The following is a 17393-nucleotide window of genomic DNA, read 5'->3' on the forward strand; positions in this document are numbered from 1 at the left end:
CGTATAAATCTACATTGTAAAGGGGCGCTCCTTTTTCAAGGTCCACCCCACACTCAACAAACCTGCCGACGACGTGAATCCCCAAGCTCTCGCTGATCGGGAGGAAGCACGCGATGGCGTCGCCTGCGACGGTCCAGGCGCCATCAGGGTCGCTTGAAGAAATGCCCGAACTGGGGGATCGCCAGCGACCAGGTTCCAGTCCGCCTCGGCCCTCGTACGCGCTAGAACGCCCCGCCGAGCAGACCAGCACGAGAAGATCGCGCGCCGCCCAGCGGGCGGCGCGCGTCGGGGTCGCCCGGAGCCGGGTCGCGGTCGTGATCCGGACGAGGAGCGACACATCCGCCTCACTGCCCATCGGCGTGTACGGCTTCCACATCTCCCCCTTGGTGAAGTCGACGCCCAGGCCGATGAGCTCGTCCTCCAGTAGTCAGCGGGCCTTCTGGCCGAGCCCGACCGCGTTCTCCTCCTCGTTGGGTGAACGCGGTGACCCGGTAGCCGGCGAAGGGCGGTACGCCGGCCGGCCCTTCGTCAGCGCCCGCAAGGGACACTGGCAACGCAGGGCCGCTCGATCGGCTCTGATCGGCGCGGGGCTGGGTATCGGCCTCGTCCCCGCCTTTGCCCGGCGGAGCTCTATCAGCGCGACCTGGACGACCACCTCTCCCGCTGGTTCGGCAAGCCCGCCATTCGTCCTCTGCGGTGAGCGCCTGGTAGCGCACGGGCCTGCCGAGCAGGTCTTGCGCGGTTGCGCCGCCGCACATTTCCAGGCCAGGACACGACGCCGTGCCGGGACGTTGTCGGAGGGCGGTGAGAGCATGTACATCCGGTACTCCTCCGCGCGGCGCCGCCGTCCGCAAATCGGGTTGCGCCCGTAATTAGGGTGGTTGTCATGTCAGAGATCGATGGTGAGGCGTTCGTCCGCGACGGGTTCGTGAAGGTGGCCGCGACGGTGGCGCCGGAGCTGGCCGAGGCGGCGCTGGCGCAGGTGTGGGCGCAGCTGGGCGGCCGTTCCCCCGGCGATCCGTCCGGCTGGGACGAGCCGGTGATGTGGGCGTCGGACCTGATCGGTCAGGGGCCGCTGGGCGAGATGGCGCGCAGCGCCCGGGTGGCGCGGGCGCTGGATGAGGTGTGCGGGGCGGACGGCTGGGCGCCGCGGGGCGCGCTGGGCATGATCCCGGTACGGTTTCCCGGCAAGGCGGCGGTCGACGATCGAGGCTGGCACATCGATGCGAATGTGGGGCTGCCCGACGGGACGTACGCGGTCAGCGGGCGGCCGGAGATGATGCTGGTGCTGACGTTGCTGTCGCGGGTGGGCCCGGATGACGCGCCGACGCGGATCCGGGTGGGTTCGCACCGGGCGGCGGGTGCGGCGCTGGCGGGGCAGGTGCTGGACCCGATGAAGGCCGGGCCGGTGGTCGACGAGGCCTCGCGGGGCTTTCCGCTGGCGTACGCCACGGGCGAGCCGGGCGATGTGTTCCTGGTGCACCCGTTCACCGTGCACGCCGCCGACGAGCACCGGGGGGCGGGGCCCCGGTTCATGGCGCAGGGGCCGGTGCTGCTGAGGCAGCCGGTTTCGCCGGAGGCGGGCAATCTCCTGGGACGGGCACTGGCGGGCTGACGTCCGCGGGTACCGGCGCGGTCCCGTACTCGGCATTGCCTTCACCGGACAGCGGACCCGGATCTCGCAAGGATGTCACCATTTGGTTAGGTCGCTCCTCCGCTGGATGGGCGATCATGAGGCGGCCAAGTCAGCGGGATTACCGACGGGGAGACCTCCGCGTGCGCAACGATGCCTCGTTACCGAGCTATGAACGTCTTTTCGGGCACCTCGATCTGCGGGCGGGAGATGAGGCCCGGTCCGTCTACTCGCCGGCGGCCTATCTGACCGACCTGCTCACCTTCCTTCAGGAGACCTTCTCCGATGTCTCCCTGCTGCGGCGGCGGCCGGACATCGGGAAGGTCGAGCTCGACGCGGACGGCACCTTCACCGAGCTGCCCTACCTGGACGTCGTCAACGAGGTGCTCGAAGCCCTGGTGGGCGAGCGGCCCTACGACCGGCTGAAGACGCTCAAGCACCCGCTCCACCTGCCCTTCTCGCTGGACACCGCGCGATTCGGCACGTACCTGAAGTATCTGGGGGTCGATCCGGTCGAGTTCTACCGGCTGTTCGCCGCCAGGGTGGATCCCGATCGGGTGACCCGCGACCAGCTCGGGCTGAGCCTGGAGGACGTCGATCTCATCTCCGTCCAGCGCTCCGACGCCGCCTCCCTGGCCGAGGCTTATGGGCTGGGCTCGGAGGAGCAGGTCAACGCGTTGTGCGACATCGACCGGTTCCTGTCCGCGACCTCGCTGACCGGTGAGGAACTGCGCGATCTGCTTTACCAGGATCCCGAGATGGAACGTTCCCGGAGCGGGTTCTGGGTGCACCAGGGTGCGGTCGTCGAGGTCGGTCCCGACGATCGCACGCTCGTGCTGCGCTCCGGTGGGGAGCCGCCGCACGAGTGGTTCGACCGCGCCCATCGCTTCATCCGGCTGGCCCGCAGGTCGGGGCTGTCGTTCACCGACCTCGACCGGGTGACCGCCGGGATCTCCAACGGGCTGGAGCCGGTCGCGCTGCGCGCGCTGGCCGCTGCGGTCCACCTGCACCGTACGCACGACGTGCCGTTCGATCTCGTCGAGGCGTTCATCACCCGGACGCTGCCCGATGGGATCAAGGACGGCCCGTTTCCGGCCGGCGACATCCTCGCGCCGCAGAACCGGTCGTATCGTCGTCTTTTGGCACGTTCCATCGACCTGGCGGAGACAGAGATCATGGAGGTGGTCCGCCGGCTTCGTGCGCGCTACGCGGGTCCGCTCGAGGAGAGCCCGTTCGACCGGGGGATCGGCCGTCCGGGCCTGGTCGTGCTCAACCGGGTGGCCCGCCTGACCGGCGCGTTGGGCATGTCCGTCGAGGAACTGTTCGCCGTGCTGGACGCGCTGGAGGCCGACCCGGCCATCGAACGCCATTCGACCTTCCCGGTGCTGCCGGTGCTCGACGGCGGGTCGGGCGACATCTACCGCATGCTCGAACGCGACGAGGACCCGGCCGCCTCGCTCTGGCTGATCCAGACGGTGTTCGAGGTCGTGGCCTGGATGCGTACGTGGGGCTTCGCCGGGGAGGACCTCGGCGCCGTCCTCGGCGGGCCGGCCACATCGGAGTCGCGGGAGGAGCAGGCCCAGGTCATCGCCCAGATCGCCGAACGGTTCGCGGACATGGCGCTGACCCCCCGGACCTTCGTCTCCGACCGGTTCGACGAGCGGGCAGCGCGGGTCCTGTACGAGGGGGTGACCACGTACACCGACGGTGTGGTGTCCCCGCACGACCCGCGCCTGCTGCGGATCGACCCGGCCGTCGTGGCCACCGCCGCCCACGATGCCGTCGGCCGTCTCGCCGTGCTCACCAAGGGCGACTTCCTGGGGCTCGGTCTGGGGAACCGGCTGACCGCCAAGATCTTCACCAACCTCGTTCTCCGGGATGTCATCGAGGCCGGCGGGCTGCTCGCCTCCGAGGACCTGCCTGCCGGGCTCACCTTGGCCGGGGATTTCTCCGCTTACCGGGAGACCCTGTTCGGCGTCGTCGCGGGGCTGCAGGACGCCTTTTACCCCTCGGACCTGGCCGCCGCCCTGCCGCAGCTCACCGAGGCCGACCGCGCCGAGCTGTACGACAACCTGGTGCACAACGGCTACCTCACCGAGGAGGGTGACGTCCTCGACCCGGAGGTGTTCGCCGATCCCGCGCGGGCCGCCGACTTTCGTGTCAATGTGTCGCTCGACGACGTCGCGCCGGCCGTGCTCGCCGTGCTCAAGGAGCGGGTCGAAGCCTACCGGGCGGCCAGGATCCCGCTCGACCCGGACGTCTTCGGCGAGCTGAGGCTGACCGCCGAGCAGTTCGCCGCGCTCGCCGAGAGCCTGCGCTTCAACGGCGTCGTCGACGCCGATGGCGTCTATCGTGACAAGGCCGCCCTGGCCGCGCTCGATGTCGCCGACCTCGGGATCGCCCTGGAGTTCTACCCGGTCCGGCGCGCGGTGCTGGCGGCGATGAAGGCCCAGCTCGCGGCGGCGAAGGCCATGATGCACCTGATCACCCCTGCCGACTTCGCGGACCTGGCCGATGACGTCATGGCCGCCCGGGTGGTCAGGCGCCTGGAGCGGGAGGTCCTCGACGAGGGCCGCGCCGGCGAGGAGGCCCGTAACGGTGTCTTCGATCCGGGTGAGGGCTTCACCGGTGAGGACGGGACGCTGGTCTCCGAGCGCATCGCGGACATCACGCGGGCGCTGACGCCCTACCGCCTCGACCTGGACGCCCTCACCGAGCTCGGCTTCGACGACGACGAGTGCTCCCGGCTGGTCGCCATGCTCATCGACGCCGGGCACCTGACCGAGACGCTCAGTGTGCCCGGTCGACGGCTGGCCTACTTCCGCACCGTCACCAGCGCGCTCGACTTCAGCCTGCCCGGCGTCGACGACTACGCCAAGGACGTCTTCTTCCTGCTGCACGCGGTGGCCAAGGAGCAGGCGGACGCCGTGGCCGAGCTGACCGGCGCCCTCGGCGAGCTGGCCGCGCGCCAGCACGGCGCCCTGCTCAGCCTGCTCCAGGACGTGCTCGGCGTGCCAGGCCCCGCCATCGAGGCGATCGGCGCGGCCGTGGCACCGGGCGGCCTCGACGTGCTGGTGGCACCCGCGCTCGGCGGCGGCATGGCGGGACCGGAGTTCGCGCGGGTCTACCGGCGGCTTCGCGGCTTCGCCCGGCTGGCCGCCAAGCTCGGGCTGGACGGCGACGAGGTCACTGTGGCCTTCCACGATCAGGACCTGACCGGCAAGTTCCCCGAGCCGCTCGCCATGCCGCCCGGTCACGATCGCTTCGATGCGCTGCTGACCGGTCACGACGGCCTGATCTACATGTTCCACGGCAGCGTCTACTGGACCTACTCCGCTCGGACATTGGCCCTGACCGACTCCCGGCAGAAGCCGCTGACCGAGCTGTCGCCCCGCTTCGCCGGCCTGTCCGCGATCGATGCGGCCTTCACCCTGCCCGACGGCACTGAGTGGATCGTCGGCCGGGGCCCGAGCAACGTCTCTTCGTGCTTCACCCGCGAGCCCGGCGGCACTCGCTGGGCGCCGAAGGAGCAGGTCTGGGGCAAGGTACGCAACAACTTCACCGACCCGGAGAAGATCGACGGCGCCTACGTCGATCTGGAGGGCCGCATCCACCTGTTCGCCGGCGACCAGTATCTGCGGTACTCCGGCGACGACCACACCTATGCCGACGAGGGCTACCCGAGGCCGATCACCGAGTGGTGGGAGGGCGACACCCCGCTTCCCGAGGCCTTTCGTGCCGCGGTGGACGCCGTGATCCACGGTCACGACGGCCGCACGTACGTCCTGTCAGGTGAGCGGTCCTTCGACGGGGTGACCGAGCAGCCGCTGACCGAACGGTGGGGGCGGTTGCGGAACGCCTTCGACGGCGCCGAGCGGATGGACGCCGCCTATGCCGACGCCGACGGCTATCTGCTGTTCTCGGGTGACCAGGTGGTGCGCTACACCGACAGCCCGGAGAACGACGGCGTCCGGGTGGCCGAGGGCTACCCTCGGCGGATCGAGACGTGGCGGCCGGAGGTGCCGGTCGAGTTCGAGGGCGCCGTCGAGGCGGCCTTCGAGAACGGCTCCGGCATCGTGCACCTGTTCAAGGACGGCAAGACCGCTGCCCTCGGCGCCTCCAGCGGTGTGGAGCCGACCGTCGCGACGTGGGGCCTGATGGCCGACGTGCTGCCCGGTGGCCGGGTCGACGCCGCGTTCGTCGGGCTGGACGGCAAGACCTATCTGTTCAGCGGCGATCGCTACATCCGCTACTCCGGCGCGGACTACTCCGTCGTCGACCTCGGCTACCCGCGTGCCGTCGCCGGTGACTGGGGTGGGCTCGATCGGGTCGACGCCGCGTTCGTGATGGACGGCTCGGCTCACCTGTTCGGGCCGGTCGGGCTGATTCTCGATCTGCCCGCCGACTACGCGGCCGAACTGGCCGAGGGCACCTGCTCGCCCGCGCTGCGCCGCCGTCTGCAGGAGCACGGCGTGGTCGTCGGGCCGGCCACGCCCGTGACCGGGGCCTCGCCCGAGTGGCGGGTGACCGCCGAGGGCGGCATCGAGCTGACCATCCGCCGGACCGGTGACCGTATCCGGGTCCACGGCGACGACACCCCCTTCTACGTGCGCTACTCCACCCGCGACTACACCGAACCGGACGACGGCTTCCCCAGGCCGCTGGCGGAGAACTGGCTGAACCTGCCCGAGACGTTCGCCCGGCTCGACGCGGTCTTCGCCGGTGGCGACAACCAGACCTGCCTGTTCAGCGGCGACCGCTTCGTCGTGTTCGACAGTCGGCACCGCTGGTGGTCGGAGCCCAGGAGTCTGCGCGAACGGTGGGACAGCATCCCGTTCGACCACATCGACGCCGCGTTCGTCGGCAAGGACGGCAGGACGTACGTCTTCTCCGACGACCGGTACGTCCGTTATTCCACCGCGGACTACACCGAGATCGACGACCGTTATCCGGCGACCACCGCGAACTTCTGGGGCAACGTCGTCAACACGATCCAGCGCACCGGCCGGGTGGACGCCACCTTGGTCATGGACGTGACCGAGCCGACCGGGGACGTCCACACGTACACGTACCTGTTCTCCGGCGACCAGTACGTCCGCTACCGTGACCACGACTACCGGGTGATCGAGGACGGCTACCCGCGGGCCCTGTCGGAGCTGGCCGGGGAGCCCAGGCTGGGGGCGCTGGAGGTCACCCTCGACGGGGTGGACGCGGCGTTCGCCGACCGGCGGACGGTCTATCTGTTCCGGGGCGGCCAGTGGCACGCCGTGTCCGACGGCCTCTACCGGTCCTACGAGCTGCCCGGGATTTCGGCCGCCTACGTCGACCATGGCTCGATCATGGTGCGGACGGATCAGGGCTGGCGCCGGCAGCATGCCCTGGAGGGCCCGGAGAAGAGCGAGCCGGTCCGTCCGCCGGCGCTGCGTACGGTCCCGGCCGGCTACCGCGACGGGCTCGACGCCGTGCTGACGGGGGTCGACGGGAACACGTACCTGTTCAAGGGGTCGATGTGCCTTAACACGGCCAGCGGGAAGGATTACCCGCTCGACGAGGAGTGGGGCCGCCCACGTAACACGATTTATCAGGACAACGTGGTGGATGCGGCGTTCGTTGGGCGGGACGGGAGGACGTACCTGTTCAGCGGGGACCAGTTCGTCGTCTACGGTGACTCGGCCGACGTCATCGACGGCGGGCCGAAGTCCATCGCCGAGCACTGGGGCGGGCTGACCAGCGTCGCCCTGGCCTACCACCGCGACGACACGACGCACCTGTTCGAGCGCCCAGGGCCCGACGGCATGACCCGCCACCTGGTCTACACCGGCGACGAGGGAGCCTACGAGCGGCCCGACCCCGGCTATCCGGCGCTCGCCGACGAGACGTTCTGGAAGGCGCCTGACGGGTTCCCCATGCCTGACGCGGTGCTGTTCGAGGAGCAGACGATGGTGCTGCTCAGCGGCGACCGCTGCGTGCAGTTCAACGAGGCCACCGGCCTGTGGTCGTACCCGCGGCCGATCCAGCGCCTGTGGCGCGGCTTCACCGTCGGTCCCGGCGACCGGCTGAGGACCGCCTTCACCGGGACCGACGGAGAGACCCACTTCTTCTTCACCGAGACCTTCACCACCTACACCGGTCGCGCGTTCACCGCGCCCGTCCGGATCCGCGACCGCTGGGGCCGTGCGGTCAACCCGTTCGGCTCGGTGGTGGACGCGGCGGTGGTCTTCGGCGGCCACACCTACCTCTTCGGCGGCGGCCAGTACGTCCGCTACACCGGCCCGAGCTACCGGTACGCCGACCCCGGCTACCCCAAGCCCATCGTGCGTGAGCTGCGCAGGGAGGCGGCCTTCGGCGGGCTGCCCGAGTCTTTCGACGACGCGGCGGCCCTGCACGGCGTCAACGCGGCGGTGGCCAACGGCCGCACCGCGCACCTGGTCACCGGCCACCTCGTGCACGCCGTCTCCACGTCGCGGGCCGCGACGTACCCGATCGGCCTGCTGGGCCAGGTGCGCAACGCGATCGCCGACCGGAAGAAGGTCGACGCCGCGCTGGTCCGCGACCGGCACACCTTCCTGTTCTCCGGTGACCAGTACGTCCGCTACACCGGCACCGACTACCTCTACGTCGACGAGGGCTACCCCCGCACGATCGAGGGTGACTGGGGGCCCCTGCCGGCCGAGTTCGAGGACGGCGTGGACGCCGCCTTCCTGAGGGACGGCAAGGTCTGCTTCTTCAAGGGCGACCGCTGCACCGTCGACGGTGTGGTCGACGCGGTCGCCGCCCGGTTCGGCCGCATCCGCAACGCGTTCGCGACCGCTCCGGTGATCGACGCCGCGTTCGTCGGCAGGCAGGGCGAGCTGTACGCCTTCGCCGACGGGCAGTATGTCCGCTACGCGCCGGGTGAGCTCGACCACGCCGAGCAGGGCTACCCCCGCACGATCAAGGACGACTGGGGCGACCTGCCCCCCTCCTTCGAGGCGGGCGTCACCGGTGCCTTCACCCTGGGCGAGGCCGCCTACCTGGTCAAGGACGACCGGTACGTCCGTTACTCCGGCCGCCTGGACGTGATCGACCGCACCTTCCCGCAGCTCTTCCGGCACCGCTGGCGTGACGGTGCCGACTACCGCCTGACCGACATGCACACCATCGTCTCCTTCGCCGACCTCAGCCGCCGCCACCCCGGCCTGGCAGCGCTGCTGGCCAAGGGCTCGGACGAGCCGTACGACCGCTTGTGCGAGCTGTTCCCGTGGGACCCCGACGAGCTGCGCTGGGTCAAGCGCAACGCGGGCCGGATCACCGAGTTCCCCGCCGAGGAGGACCGGTTCGAGATCGAGTTCCTGCTCAAGCTCAGCCGGCTGTTCACGGTCGCGGCCGGCATGGGCGCCGGCCCGTCAGCGTTGTACGGCGCCACCGCCGACACCCTTGAGGCGCTGCTGCCCGAGGCGGCGATCCCGCTCGCGCGGGGCGACCTCAACGTGCTCAGGCGCGACGCGCTGGTCCCGGCGGTGCTGCACCTGCACCGCGAGCTCGCCACCGCCGCCGAGATCTACGAGCACGCCCTGATCGACGTCGAGATGGGCCGCGAGGGCGTCACCTCGCGGGTGCGGGAGGCCATCGCGGCCGCCCAGCTCTACCTGCACCGCTACCTCCTGGACCTGGAGGAGCCGGCCGCGGGGGAGGACGTCAAGCCGAAGCTGCGCACCTGGTGGCAGTGGCTCCGCAACTACCGGATCTGGGAGGCGAACCGGAAGGTCTTCCTCTACCCGGAGAACTACCTCCGCCCCGAGCTGCGCGACACCAGGACCCCCGCGTTCAGGGAGCTGGAGGACGACCTCCTGCAGGGCGAGATCACCGCCGACACGGTCGAGCGCGCCTACAAGCGCTACCTCGACGAGTACACCGAGGTCAGCCGGCTGGCCATCGCCGGGGCGTACGTGTACCGGGCCGACGACGACGCCGACGGCACCCGGCAGCTCGTCCTGTTCGGCCACACCCGTACCGATCCGCGCCGCTGGTACGTCCGGGAGGCCGAGTTCCGCGACGGCGACCGCCTGTCGGCGAGCTGGGAGCCGTGGGACCAGGTCGGCGTGCAGATCGACGCCGGGCGGGTCGACCCCGTGCACGCCTTCGGCCGGATCTTCGTCTTCTGGAGCGTCGTGGAGGCGGTCGTCCCCGAGGACACCGGCAAGACCGTCATCACCACCAAGACGGAGGGCGACAAGCAGAACGTGTCCACGCCGCCGCCCGAGCACCGGGTGCGGATCTTCTACTCCTTCCAGAACCTCAACCGCGAATGGGTCGCCCCGCAGGCGCTGCCGCCCGGCCCGCTGCACGACGGCCCGATCACCGGTGAGAGCCTGTTCGTGCGGGCCTCGGCCACCGTCCCGGGCGCGGGCGCGCACGACTCCATCGTGGCGTCCTGCTCGTACGCGGCCGGCGGCAAGCAGCACGCCGTGTCGTACGCGCTCACCCCCGAGCTGTACGCCGTCCCGATCGGCACGCCCGCCCTGCCCGCCAAGCTGGTGGACGTCGGCAAGGTCTTCGCCGAGCCGGTCGGCGGCGCGGTCCGGTTCAACATGCCGGTCGAGTCGCCCGACGGGCCCTGGTTCAGCGTCGACCACAAGGGCGGCAGCTTCCTGGTGCGCCCGGTCATCGCCGACCCCGGTGAGGACCCGCCGGTGCTGGAGCTCAAGGGCAACGGCCACCGGCTGCCCAGCTGGGAGCGCATCGACGCCGCCTTCGAACGCGGCGACACCCGCTGGTTCTTCTCCAACCTGACCAAGGAGTTCCTGGTCACCAAGCCGTTCGGCCCGCTGCGGACGACCGGCGAGTCCACCGCGAGCCGCTGGGGCAACGTGGCCGGCGGGGAGCTGGCCGGCACCGGCCGGGTCGACGCGGTGCTGGTGCGCGGCGAGTTCACCTACGTGTTCAGCGGCCACGAGTACTACCGCTACCGGGGCCGCCTGGTGGACCGGGAGATGGACCTCGGGTATCCCAGACGGCTCGACGGCAACGCCGAGGACCTGCCGCCCTGGGCGTCGATCGACGCGGCGTTCACCTGGGACGGCGCCGAGTACTTCATCAAGGACGACAGCTACGTCCAGCGTGACGTGACGAGCGGCGCTTTCAGCCGGTCCGGCAGGGTCCGCGACCGGTGGCCGGTTCCGGACCGGGCCCGCGTGCGAGCCGCGCTCGTCAAAGACGCCACACTGTTCCTGATCCTCGGGGACACATACCTGAAGATCGAGGACGGTCGCCCGGACGGCGGCGTGCGCAGACTCAGGGACAACCCCGACGGGCTGCCCCCGAAGATCCGGGCGGCGGCCGACGTGCACGGCACGCCGTACTTCTTCGGCGACGAGACCTTCACCGTGGGCGCCGACACCACCCAGCACCAGACCCGCTCGCTCGGGAAGATCGCCACGGTGCTCAACACGACCGGGACGGTCGACGCGGCCTACGTGTCCGGCGACCACCTGTTCCTGGCCAGCGGGCGGGAGTACTACCGCTACACGCTCAACGGCGCCGACATCCCGCAGCTCGCCGACCCCGGCTACCCGAAGGCGCTGCCGCGGCCCGTCCACGCGACCTTCCAGCGCGGCGACCAGCGCTACATCTTCAGCGGCGCGGAGTACGCCGTCATCCCCGCAGGTCAGGAGCCCGCGACGCTGGGCGCCTTCACGCCGATCGACGGCAACTGGGGCTCGCTGCCGCCCGACTTCGCCACCCGCTACACCGGCGCCCTGGACACCCCGTCGGACCTGTACCTGTTCGTCGGCAGCCAGTACGCCGTCCACCCCAGGACCGGCGTCGTGCAGCGCCCCTACGAGCACGCCGCCCTGCCGCACGAGATCGTCCGGCTCACCTCCAGCACGGCGTTCGAGCTCAACCGCAGGCTCCTGGTCGGCGGCGTGGCCGGACTGCTGGCCCCGGAGACCCAGGAGATCGACGAACTGCCCGCCTTCAGCACCGAGAGGACGGGCTCCACCACGATCCAGGTGCGCACCGAGGTCGCCGGCGCGCCGGTCAGCGGCCACCTGGACTTCCAGAGCGCCAACGGCCGCTACTACTGGGAGATCTTCTTCCACGCGCCGCTGCTCATCGCCCAGGCGCTCAACGCCGCCCAGCGCTTCGCCGACGCCAAGACCTGGTACGAGTACGTCTTCGACCCCACCGAGCAGGACCGCTACTGGCGATTCCTGCCCTTCCTCGCGATCGACGTGCGGGCGCTGGCCGCCGGCTGCCGGGCGGACCTGGCGAACCTGCCCCCGAGTGTCGGCCAGCGGCTGCGCCCGATCCTGGCCGACGTCGAGTCGCTGGCTCCGCTGTTCGAGCACGCCCGCCCGTGCACCGCCGCCGACCTGGAGCTGCTCGACGGCCTGGCCGCCCGGGTCCGCCCGTTCGAGAGCGAGGACCGGCTGCGCGAGAAGATCGGCATGATCGCCGGGCTGCGCCGCCAGTACGACCTGATGGGCGACCACGGCGCCCTCCTGAAGGCCTACCGGGACGACCCGCTCGACCCGCACGCCATCGCGGAGCTGCGCCCGGCCGCCTACCGCCGGGCCGTCGTGATGGCCTACGTCGACAACGTGCTCGACTGGGGAGACCTGCTGTTCCGCCAGCACACGATGGAGAGCGTCGACGAGGCCAGGATGCTCTACATCCTGGCCTACGACCTGCTCGGCGAGCGCCCGCAGAGCGTCGGCCCGCGCCACCTGCCCCCGGCGAGGACCTACGACGAGCTCGACCCGGCCGAGGTCGCCGACCCGTACGCCGAGACCGTGACCGCCGGCGGCACCCTGCTCGACGGCATGGGGGCCGTCCACCGCGGGGTGGCCGACCCCTACTTCTTCATCCCCGGCAACTCGGTGCTGGGCGACTACTGGGACCGGGTGGAGGACCGGCTCCGCAAGATCAGGGCCTCCCTCGACTTCATGGGCCTCAGCCGTCCGCTGCCCCTGTTCGAGCCGCCCGCCGACGTGCTGGCCCTGGTCCGGGGCACCGCGGCCGGGCTCACTCCCGACCAGGTCACGGCCGGGCTCTCGGCGCCGGTTCCGCACTACCGGTTCGGCTTCCTGTACCGCAGGGCGCAGGACCTGGTCGACCGGCTGCGCGGCTTCGGCGGCGAGCTCCTGGGAGTGCTCGAACGCCGCGACGCCGAGGAGCTGACCCTGCTGCAGGCCCGGCAGGAGGGCAACATCCGGCAGATGATGCGAGCCGTACGCGAGGCCCAGGTGGAGTCGGCCACCGAGTACCTCGCCCAGGCCGAGGCCTCCCGCCAGGCCGCCGAGGCCCGGCAGGAGTACTACGACAACCTCATCGAGGCCGGCCTCACCCCACTCCAGCAGTCCCAGATCCAGGCCATGACGGACGGCGTCAACTCGCACTTCGCCTCCGCAGGGCTGAAGATCGGCGCCGCCATCGCCTACGGCGCCCCGCAGGTCCTGGCCGGTCCGTTCATCTTCGGCACCATGATCGGCGGCGAACAGGTCGGCAGGGTCCTGGACGTCGGCTCCGAGATCGCCCAGACCCTGGGCGAGGCCTTCTCCGTCCTCGGCGAGCTGTACGGCGTCCGCGTCGAGCAGGAGCGCCAGGAGGGCGACTGGCACTTCCAGGCCATGCTGGCCAGGGCCGACCAGCGCGAGCTGGGCCACCAGATCACCGCCGCCAAGGCCGGCCTCGCCGCCGCGCAACGGGAGCTGGAGATCACCGACCAGGAGATCGCCGACCTGGAGGCCGTGGCGACCTTCCTCACCGGCAAGTTCACCAACGCCGAGCTCTACCGGTGGAAGGCCGGGCGCCTGGCGACGATGTACTTCGCCTCCTACGGCCTGGCCCACGAGATCGCCAAGGCCGCCGAACGCGCCTACCAGTACGAAAGGGGCGCGTCGGAGTCGTACATCCAGCCGGTCTACTGGGAGAGCCGCCGCAACGGCCTGCTGGCGGGAGAGGCCCTGGCGGTCGACGTCGAACGCCTGGGGCACGCGTACACCTCCTCCGACAACCGCGGCCTGGAGATCACCAAGCGGATCTCCCTGCTGCGGCTCGACCCGCTCGCGGTGCTCGCGCTGAAGAACGACGGCCGGTGCGAGTTCGCGCTGACCGAGGAGCTGTTCGACCGGGACTTCCCCGGGCACTACCGGCGGCGGGTCAAGACCGTCTCGGTCGTGTTCGACGGGCCGGAAGGTCCGATCGAGGTCAACGCCGTGCTCACGCAGACCGGGCACAGGACGGTGCTCAGCCTCGACCCCAAGGCGGTGCGCTACCTGCTGGACGCCAAGGGGGACGCCCCCGCGTCCGTCCGGTCGGACTGGCGGCCCAGCCAGCAGATCGCGCTGTCGGACACCGAGCAGCACCGCGACAACAACGGCCTGTTCGAGCTGCGCTTCGACGACGAGCGTTACCTGCCTTTCGAGGGCACGGGAGCGGTGTCGACCTGGCGCATGGAGATCACCGGCCGGCGTCCGTACGACCTGTCCGACGTGACCTTGCTGGTCAAGTACACCGCCGAGCAGGGCGGGGAGGTGTTCGCCAACGCGGTGCGCGGCATGCGGCGGCCGTACCCGGCGGCGCGGTACGTCGACGTGGCAGGCGAGTTCCCCGAGCAGTGGCGGGAGTTCCTCGACGGCGGCGACCTGGTGCTGCCGATCGGGCCGGAGAGTTTCCCCGACATGCTCGGGGTCCAGATCACCGGCATGTACGCCCGGTACGAGGTGGCCGACTGGGGATCGGCCCGGCTGCGCCTGAACGGGCAGCTCATCGACGACGGGAAGGCGATCCACCTACCTGGCCTGCGAGCCCAGGAGTGGACGCTGACCGTGGACGGCGAACGGGAGGCCCTGATCAACGTCGGCCTCGTCCTTTTCTACCGCGCCCGCTGACCTGACGACGGAGGCATCACCGTGAAGAATCTGAAGAAGTCGGGATCGGGCAGCGGCAGGGTGCCGGTGCCGCCGGCGCAGGGGAAGGCGACACCGTTCCGGACGCCACAGCCGGCGGAGGCGCTGGCGAAGACCAAGGGCGCCAAGAAGTGGGTTGCCAAGACCCTGGTGAGCGGGGGGGCGCACACCGAACACATCCAGATGTTCAAAAGCACCGCGCTGGACGACCGGGAACTGCGCGAAGCGGAGATCCTCGCCCCGGAATTCGTCGCGAACCTGGTCGCCGAGAGGAAGCCGGAGGAGTTGTCGAGGGCACTCGCGGATCTGCAGGGCGCCTCCGAGGTCGTCTCCGTGGAACGCCACCGACTGCTCCACGAGCTGCTGAAGTCCATCGTTACGGAGAAGGGTCTGCTCGCCGGGTTCGTGGACAGCGAACCCAAGATCGTCGTGACCTATCTCTTCGCCGCCGACCAGGTCAGGATCGACGTCAGCGGCGCGCTCGCCGAGCTGAGCGGAAGCACGCGAGCGGTCGTGGAGAACCTTCTGATCCTGCACTGCCGGAAGAAGCGGGATGACACCCCCTCGTCCGTCGGCGACGCCGCGCCGCCGAGAGCGGCGGACAAGATCGGTGCGACCCTGTACGACTACATGTGGCAGCCGGGCGTGCTCTCCGTCGAGGAGGACTGGAACGACAAGAGCACCGGTCTCGCCGCGAGGGTCTACAACTCCTTGTGGAACGGGGGAGACTACAACAAGATCTGCGATCTCATCGCCATGGACGTAAGCACCGCGCTGGCATGCATCCTGCCCATGAACACCGGCCGGGGGAGCACCACCGAGGAAGGGGTGTGGAGCGGCTACGTCCAGCCGCTGGACCACCTGCTCAGCACCTACCTGAAGCGGGTCCACGACTACGAGCAGGGCACCCTCGGCAAGCACGAGAACGAGGCGAAGGTCAGGGGGGCGAAGCAGGTTCTGGAGGCGATGTCCACCAGCGAGTCCCCGGGCATCCTGACCACCTACCAGAAGGTGATGAGCTCAGAGCTGCTGGTGGCGTTCGAGGCCCAGCCGGGCACGTTCTGGGGATTCGAAGACGTCCGGCTGCCCTACGTCGAGGCCGCGCGGACGAAGCCGGGCGGCATGCGCCCACTCCGGATGATGGACCTCTGGGCGGCGGTGCAGGACATCATCACGGCCGACAACTACCGGGCCCTGCTCCGGAACCCCACGGAGACCATCCCCAAGTGCGTGGAGGGCGGCATCGCCAAGGCGGAGATGGCGTTCGACATGCTGGCGGCGGGCAAGCCGAACCCCAGCTCGGAGGTGAACTACGCGCTGATGCTGGAGGACCGGACGGCGTACATAGAGGCGTTCCGGGAGCAGGCCACGGACTTCCTGACCTTCCTGTCGAAGCAGGGCCCCGAGGCCAAGCTCCTCACCGCCGACCTGACCGGCAAGGACTCCGCGAAGATGATGGGCGCGCTGGCCTGCAAGGCCGGCCTGTGGTGGGCCCGGCAGAAGGGCGAACCGGTCTACTACTGCCTGGACGGGATCAACCTCGACGACGTCGCCGACTACAAGACCTTCAAGAGCAAGCTCATCAACGCCGGCATGACCAAACGTGCGGGCGAGGTATCGCGGAAGGACCTGTTCTACGAGGTGATCACCCTTGCCGAGATGCGTGAGATCCTCCACGAGGAGAACTGGCCCTTCCTCAAGAACACCGTGAAGTTCGTCAAGCTGGGCAAGATCCTGAAGGACACCGAGCTCGACAATATCGAAAAGGTGCGGCGGCGGATGGCCCGGTCCGACGCGAAGGCCCCGCCGAGGGGGGCGCCGACGCGAGTGGCCTTCGACCCCTACGTCAAGGAACTGGGACTGGACCCCGTGCTCGCCGCCAGCCTGGACACCGTGACCCTCAAGAAGGTCGTGACGAAGGCCAAGGTGCTCGGCGGGGTGGACGCCGAGGCCCAGCATTTCCTGCTCTTCCTCGAATATCTGTGGGACTGCAAGATTCTCTACACATCGGGCGTGCTGCCCGATGTCCGCATGGCGTTCCTCGATCTTGCGAAGGAGCCGGACCCCGCCATCAGGCAGAACCGGGCGCAGAAGATCGTCGATGACCTGAACGAGTTCCCGCAAACGAGCCTGTACCTGCGGGACATCCTGACGGGTGTCGCCCGGCGCATCGCCGCCGAGAACCCGATCGACATCAGCATCCTGGCGGAGGAGCTGTACCCGCCAGACCGCTAGCCTGTCTCCCGCAGGTGCGCGATCTTCAGCGGAACACCGTGGTCCACACGGGGTTGCATGGGAAAGCGGCGGGTATTCGACATCGACTACACGGGGGAAGTGGGTCCAGGGCTTTCGCCGCCGCACCTCCACTACGACGGTGAGATGCTCGGCGACGTCACTCCGCCACAGGAGCCGGGCGAACCCGTGGACCTCCCCGAATACCCGCCTCTGACGGAAGGACTGGAACTCGGCGGACACGACACGTACGACGAGGATCTGCACAGCTATTTCTGCCTGACGGGCCGCATCACCGGCCGTTTCACCGACCGGGAAGGTGGACGGCGACCCGCACCTTCTACCGCATTCCCGCGAAGGTCAGGCCATACGACGGCCCGTTCTCGTCCAGCCCGTGATCCGGCATGCCCCGCTCAGGGGGCGCCACCGGCCAGCGGGCAGGTTGCTCGCCGGCGTCCACCCCGCCGTCCTCTTCCCAGCCGCCGAAGGTCAGCAGCAGCTCCTCCAGCTCCGTCATGGCGTGGGCGATGTTGACGCAGACCCCGCGTGGAGACTACTTGGACGCAGGCGGGCACGGGCCCGCACCGGAGGTCGTGGTGCTCGCCAACGTGGACGCCGACGCGTTCCCGCCCGGG

The 17393-nt window shown here is 69.9% G+C and carries 4 protein-coding genes; 3 read left to right on the forward strand and 1 reads right to left on the reverse strand.

Going from position 1 to position 17393, the window contains the following annotated elements; genetic code table 11:
- Positions 1–886 precede the first annotated feature (886 nt).
- From ACIBQX_RS43285 to ACIBQX_RS43295, 3 genes are all read left to right on the forward strand, one after another.
- A complete protein-coding gene (locus ACIBQX_RS43285) occupies positions 887–1615 on the forward strand; it encodes a phytanoyl-CoA dioxygenase family protein (protein ID WP_397015286.1) in 729 nt (242 codons plus the stop codon).
- 161 nt (positions 1616–1776) lie between these two features.
- Positions 1777–14508, forward strand: coding sequence for a hemopexin repeat-containing protein (locus ACIBQX_RS43290; RefSeq protein WP_397015288.1), 12732 nt, complete (start codon positions 1777–1779; stop codon positions 14506–14508).
- 21 nt (positions 14509–14529) lie between these two features.
- Complete coding sequence (locus ACIBQX_RS43295; protein ID WP_397015290.1) at positions 14530–16761, forward strand: hypothetical protein; 2232 nt, start codon at positions 14530–14532, stop codon at positions 16759–16761.
- A 337-nt stretch (positions 16762–17098) separates the two neighbouring features.
- On the opposite strand, the gene ACIBQX_RS43300 is transcribed toward ACIBQX_RS43295, so the two are convergent.
- A complete protein-coding gene (locus ACIBQX_RS43300; RefSeq protein WP_397015292.1) occupies positions 17099–17275 on the reverse strand; it encodes a hypothetical protein in 177 nt (58 codons plus the stop codon).
- Positions 17276–17393: the final 118 nt, after the last annotated feature.

Origin of the sequence: Nonomuraea sp. NPDC049714, from assembly GCF_044465295.1 — a bacterium.
In the GTDB taxonomy this organism is placed as follows: Bacteria; Actinomycetota; Actinomycetes; order Streptosporangiales; family Streptosporangiaceae; genus Nonomuraea.

Coding starts and splice junctions, on each gene's coding strand:
- ACIBQX_RS43285 (WP_397015286.1), top strand. CDS start 887: ATGTCAGAGATCGATGGTGAGGCGTTCGTCCGCGACGGGTTCGTGAAG.
- ACIBQX_RS43300 (WP_397015292.1), bottom strand. CDS start 17,275: ATGACGGAGCTGGAGGAGCTGCTGCTGACCTTCGGCGGCTGGGAAGAG.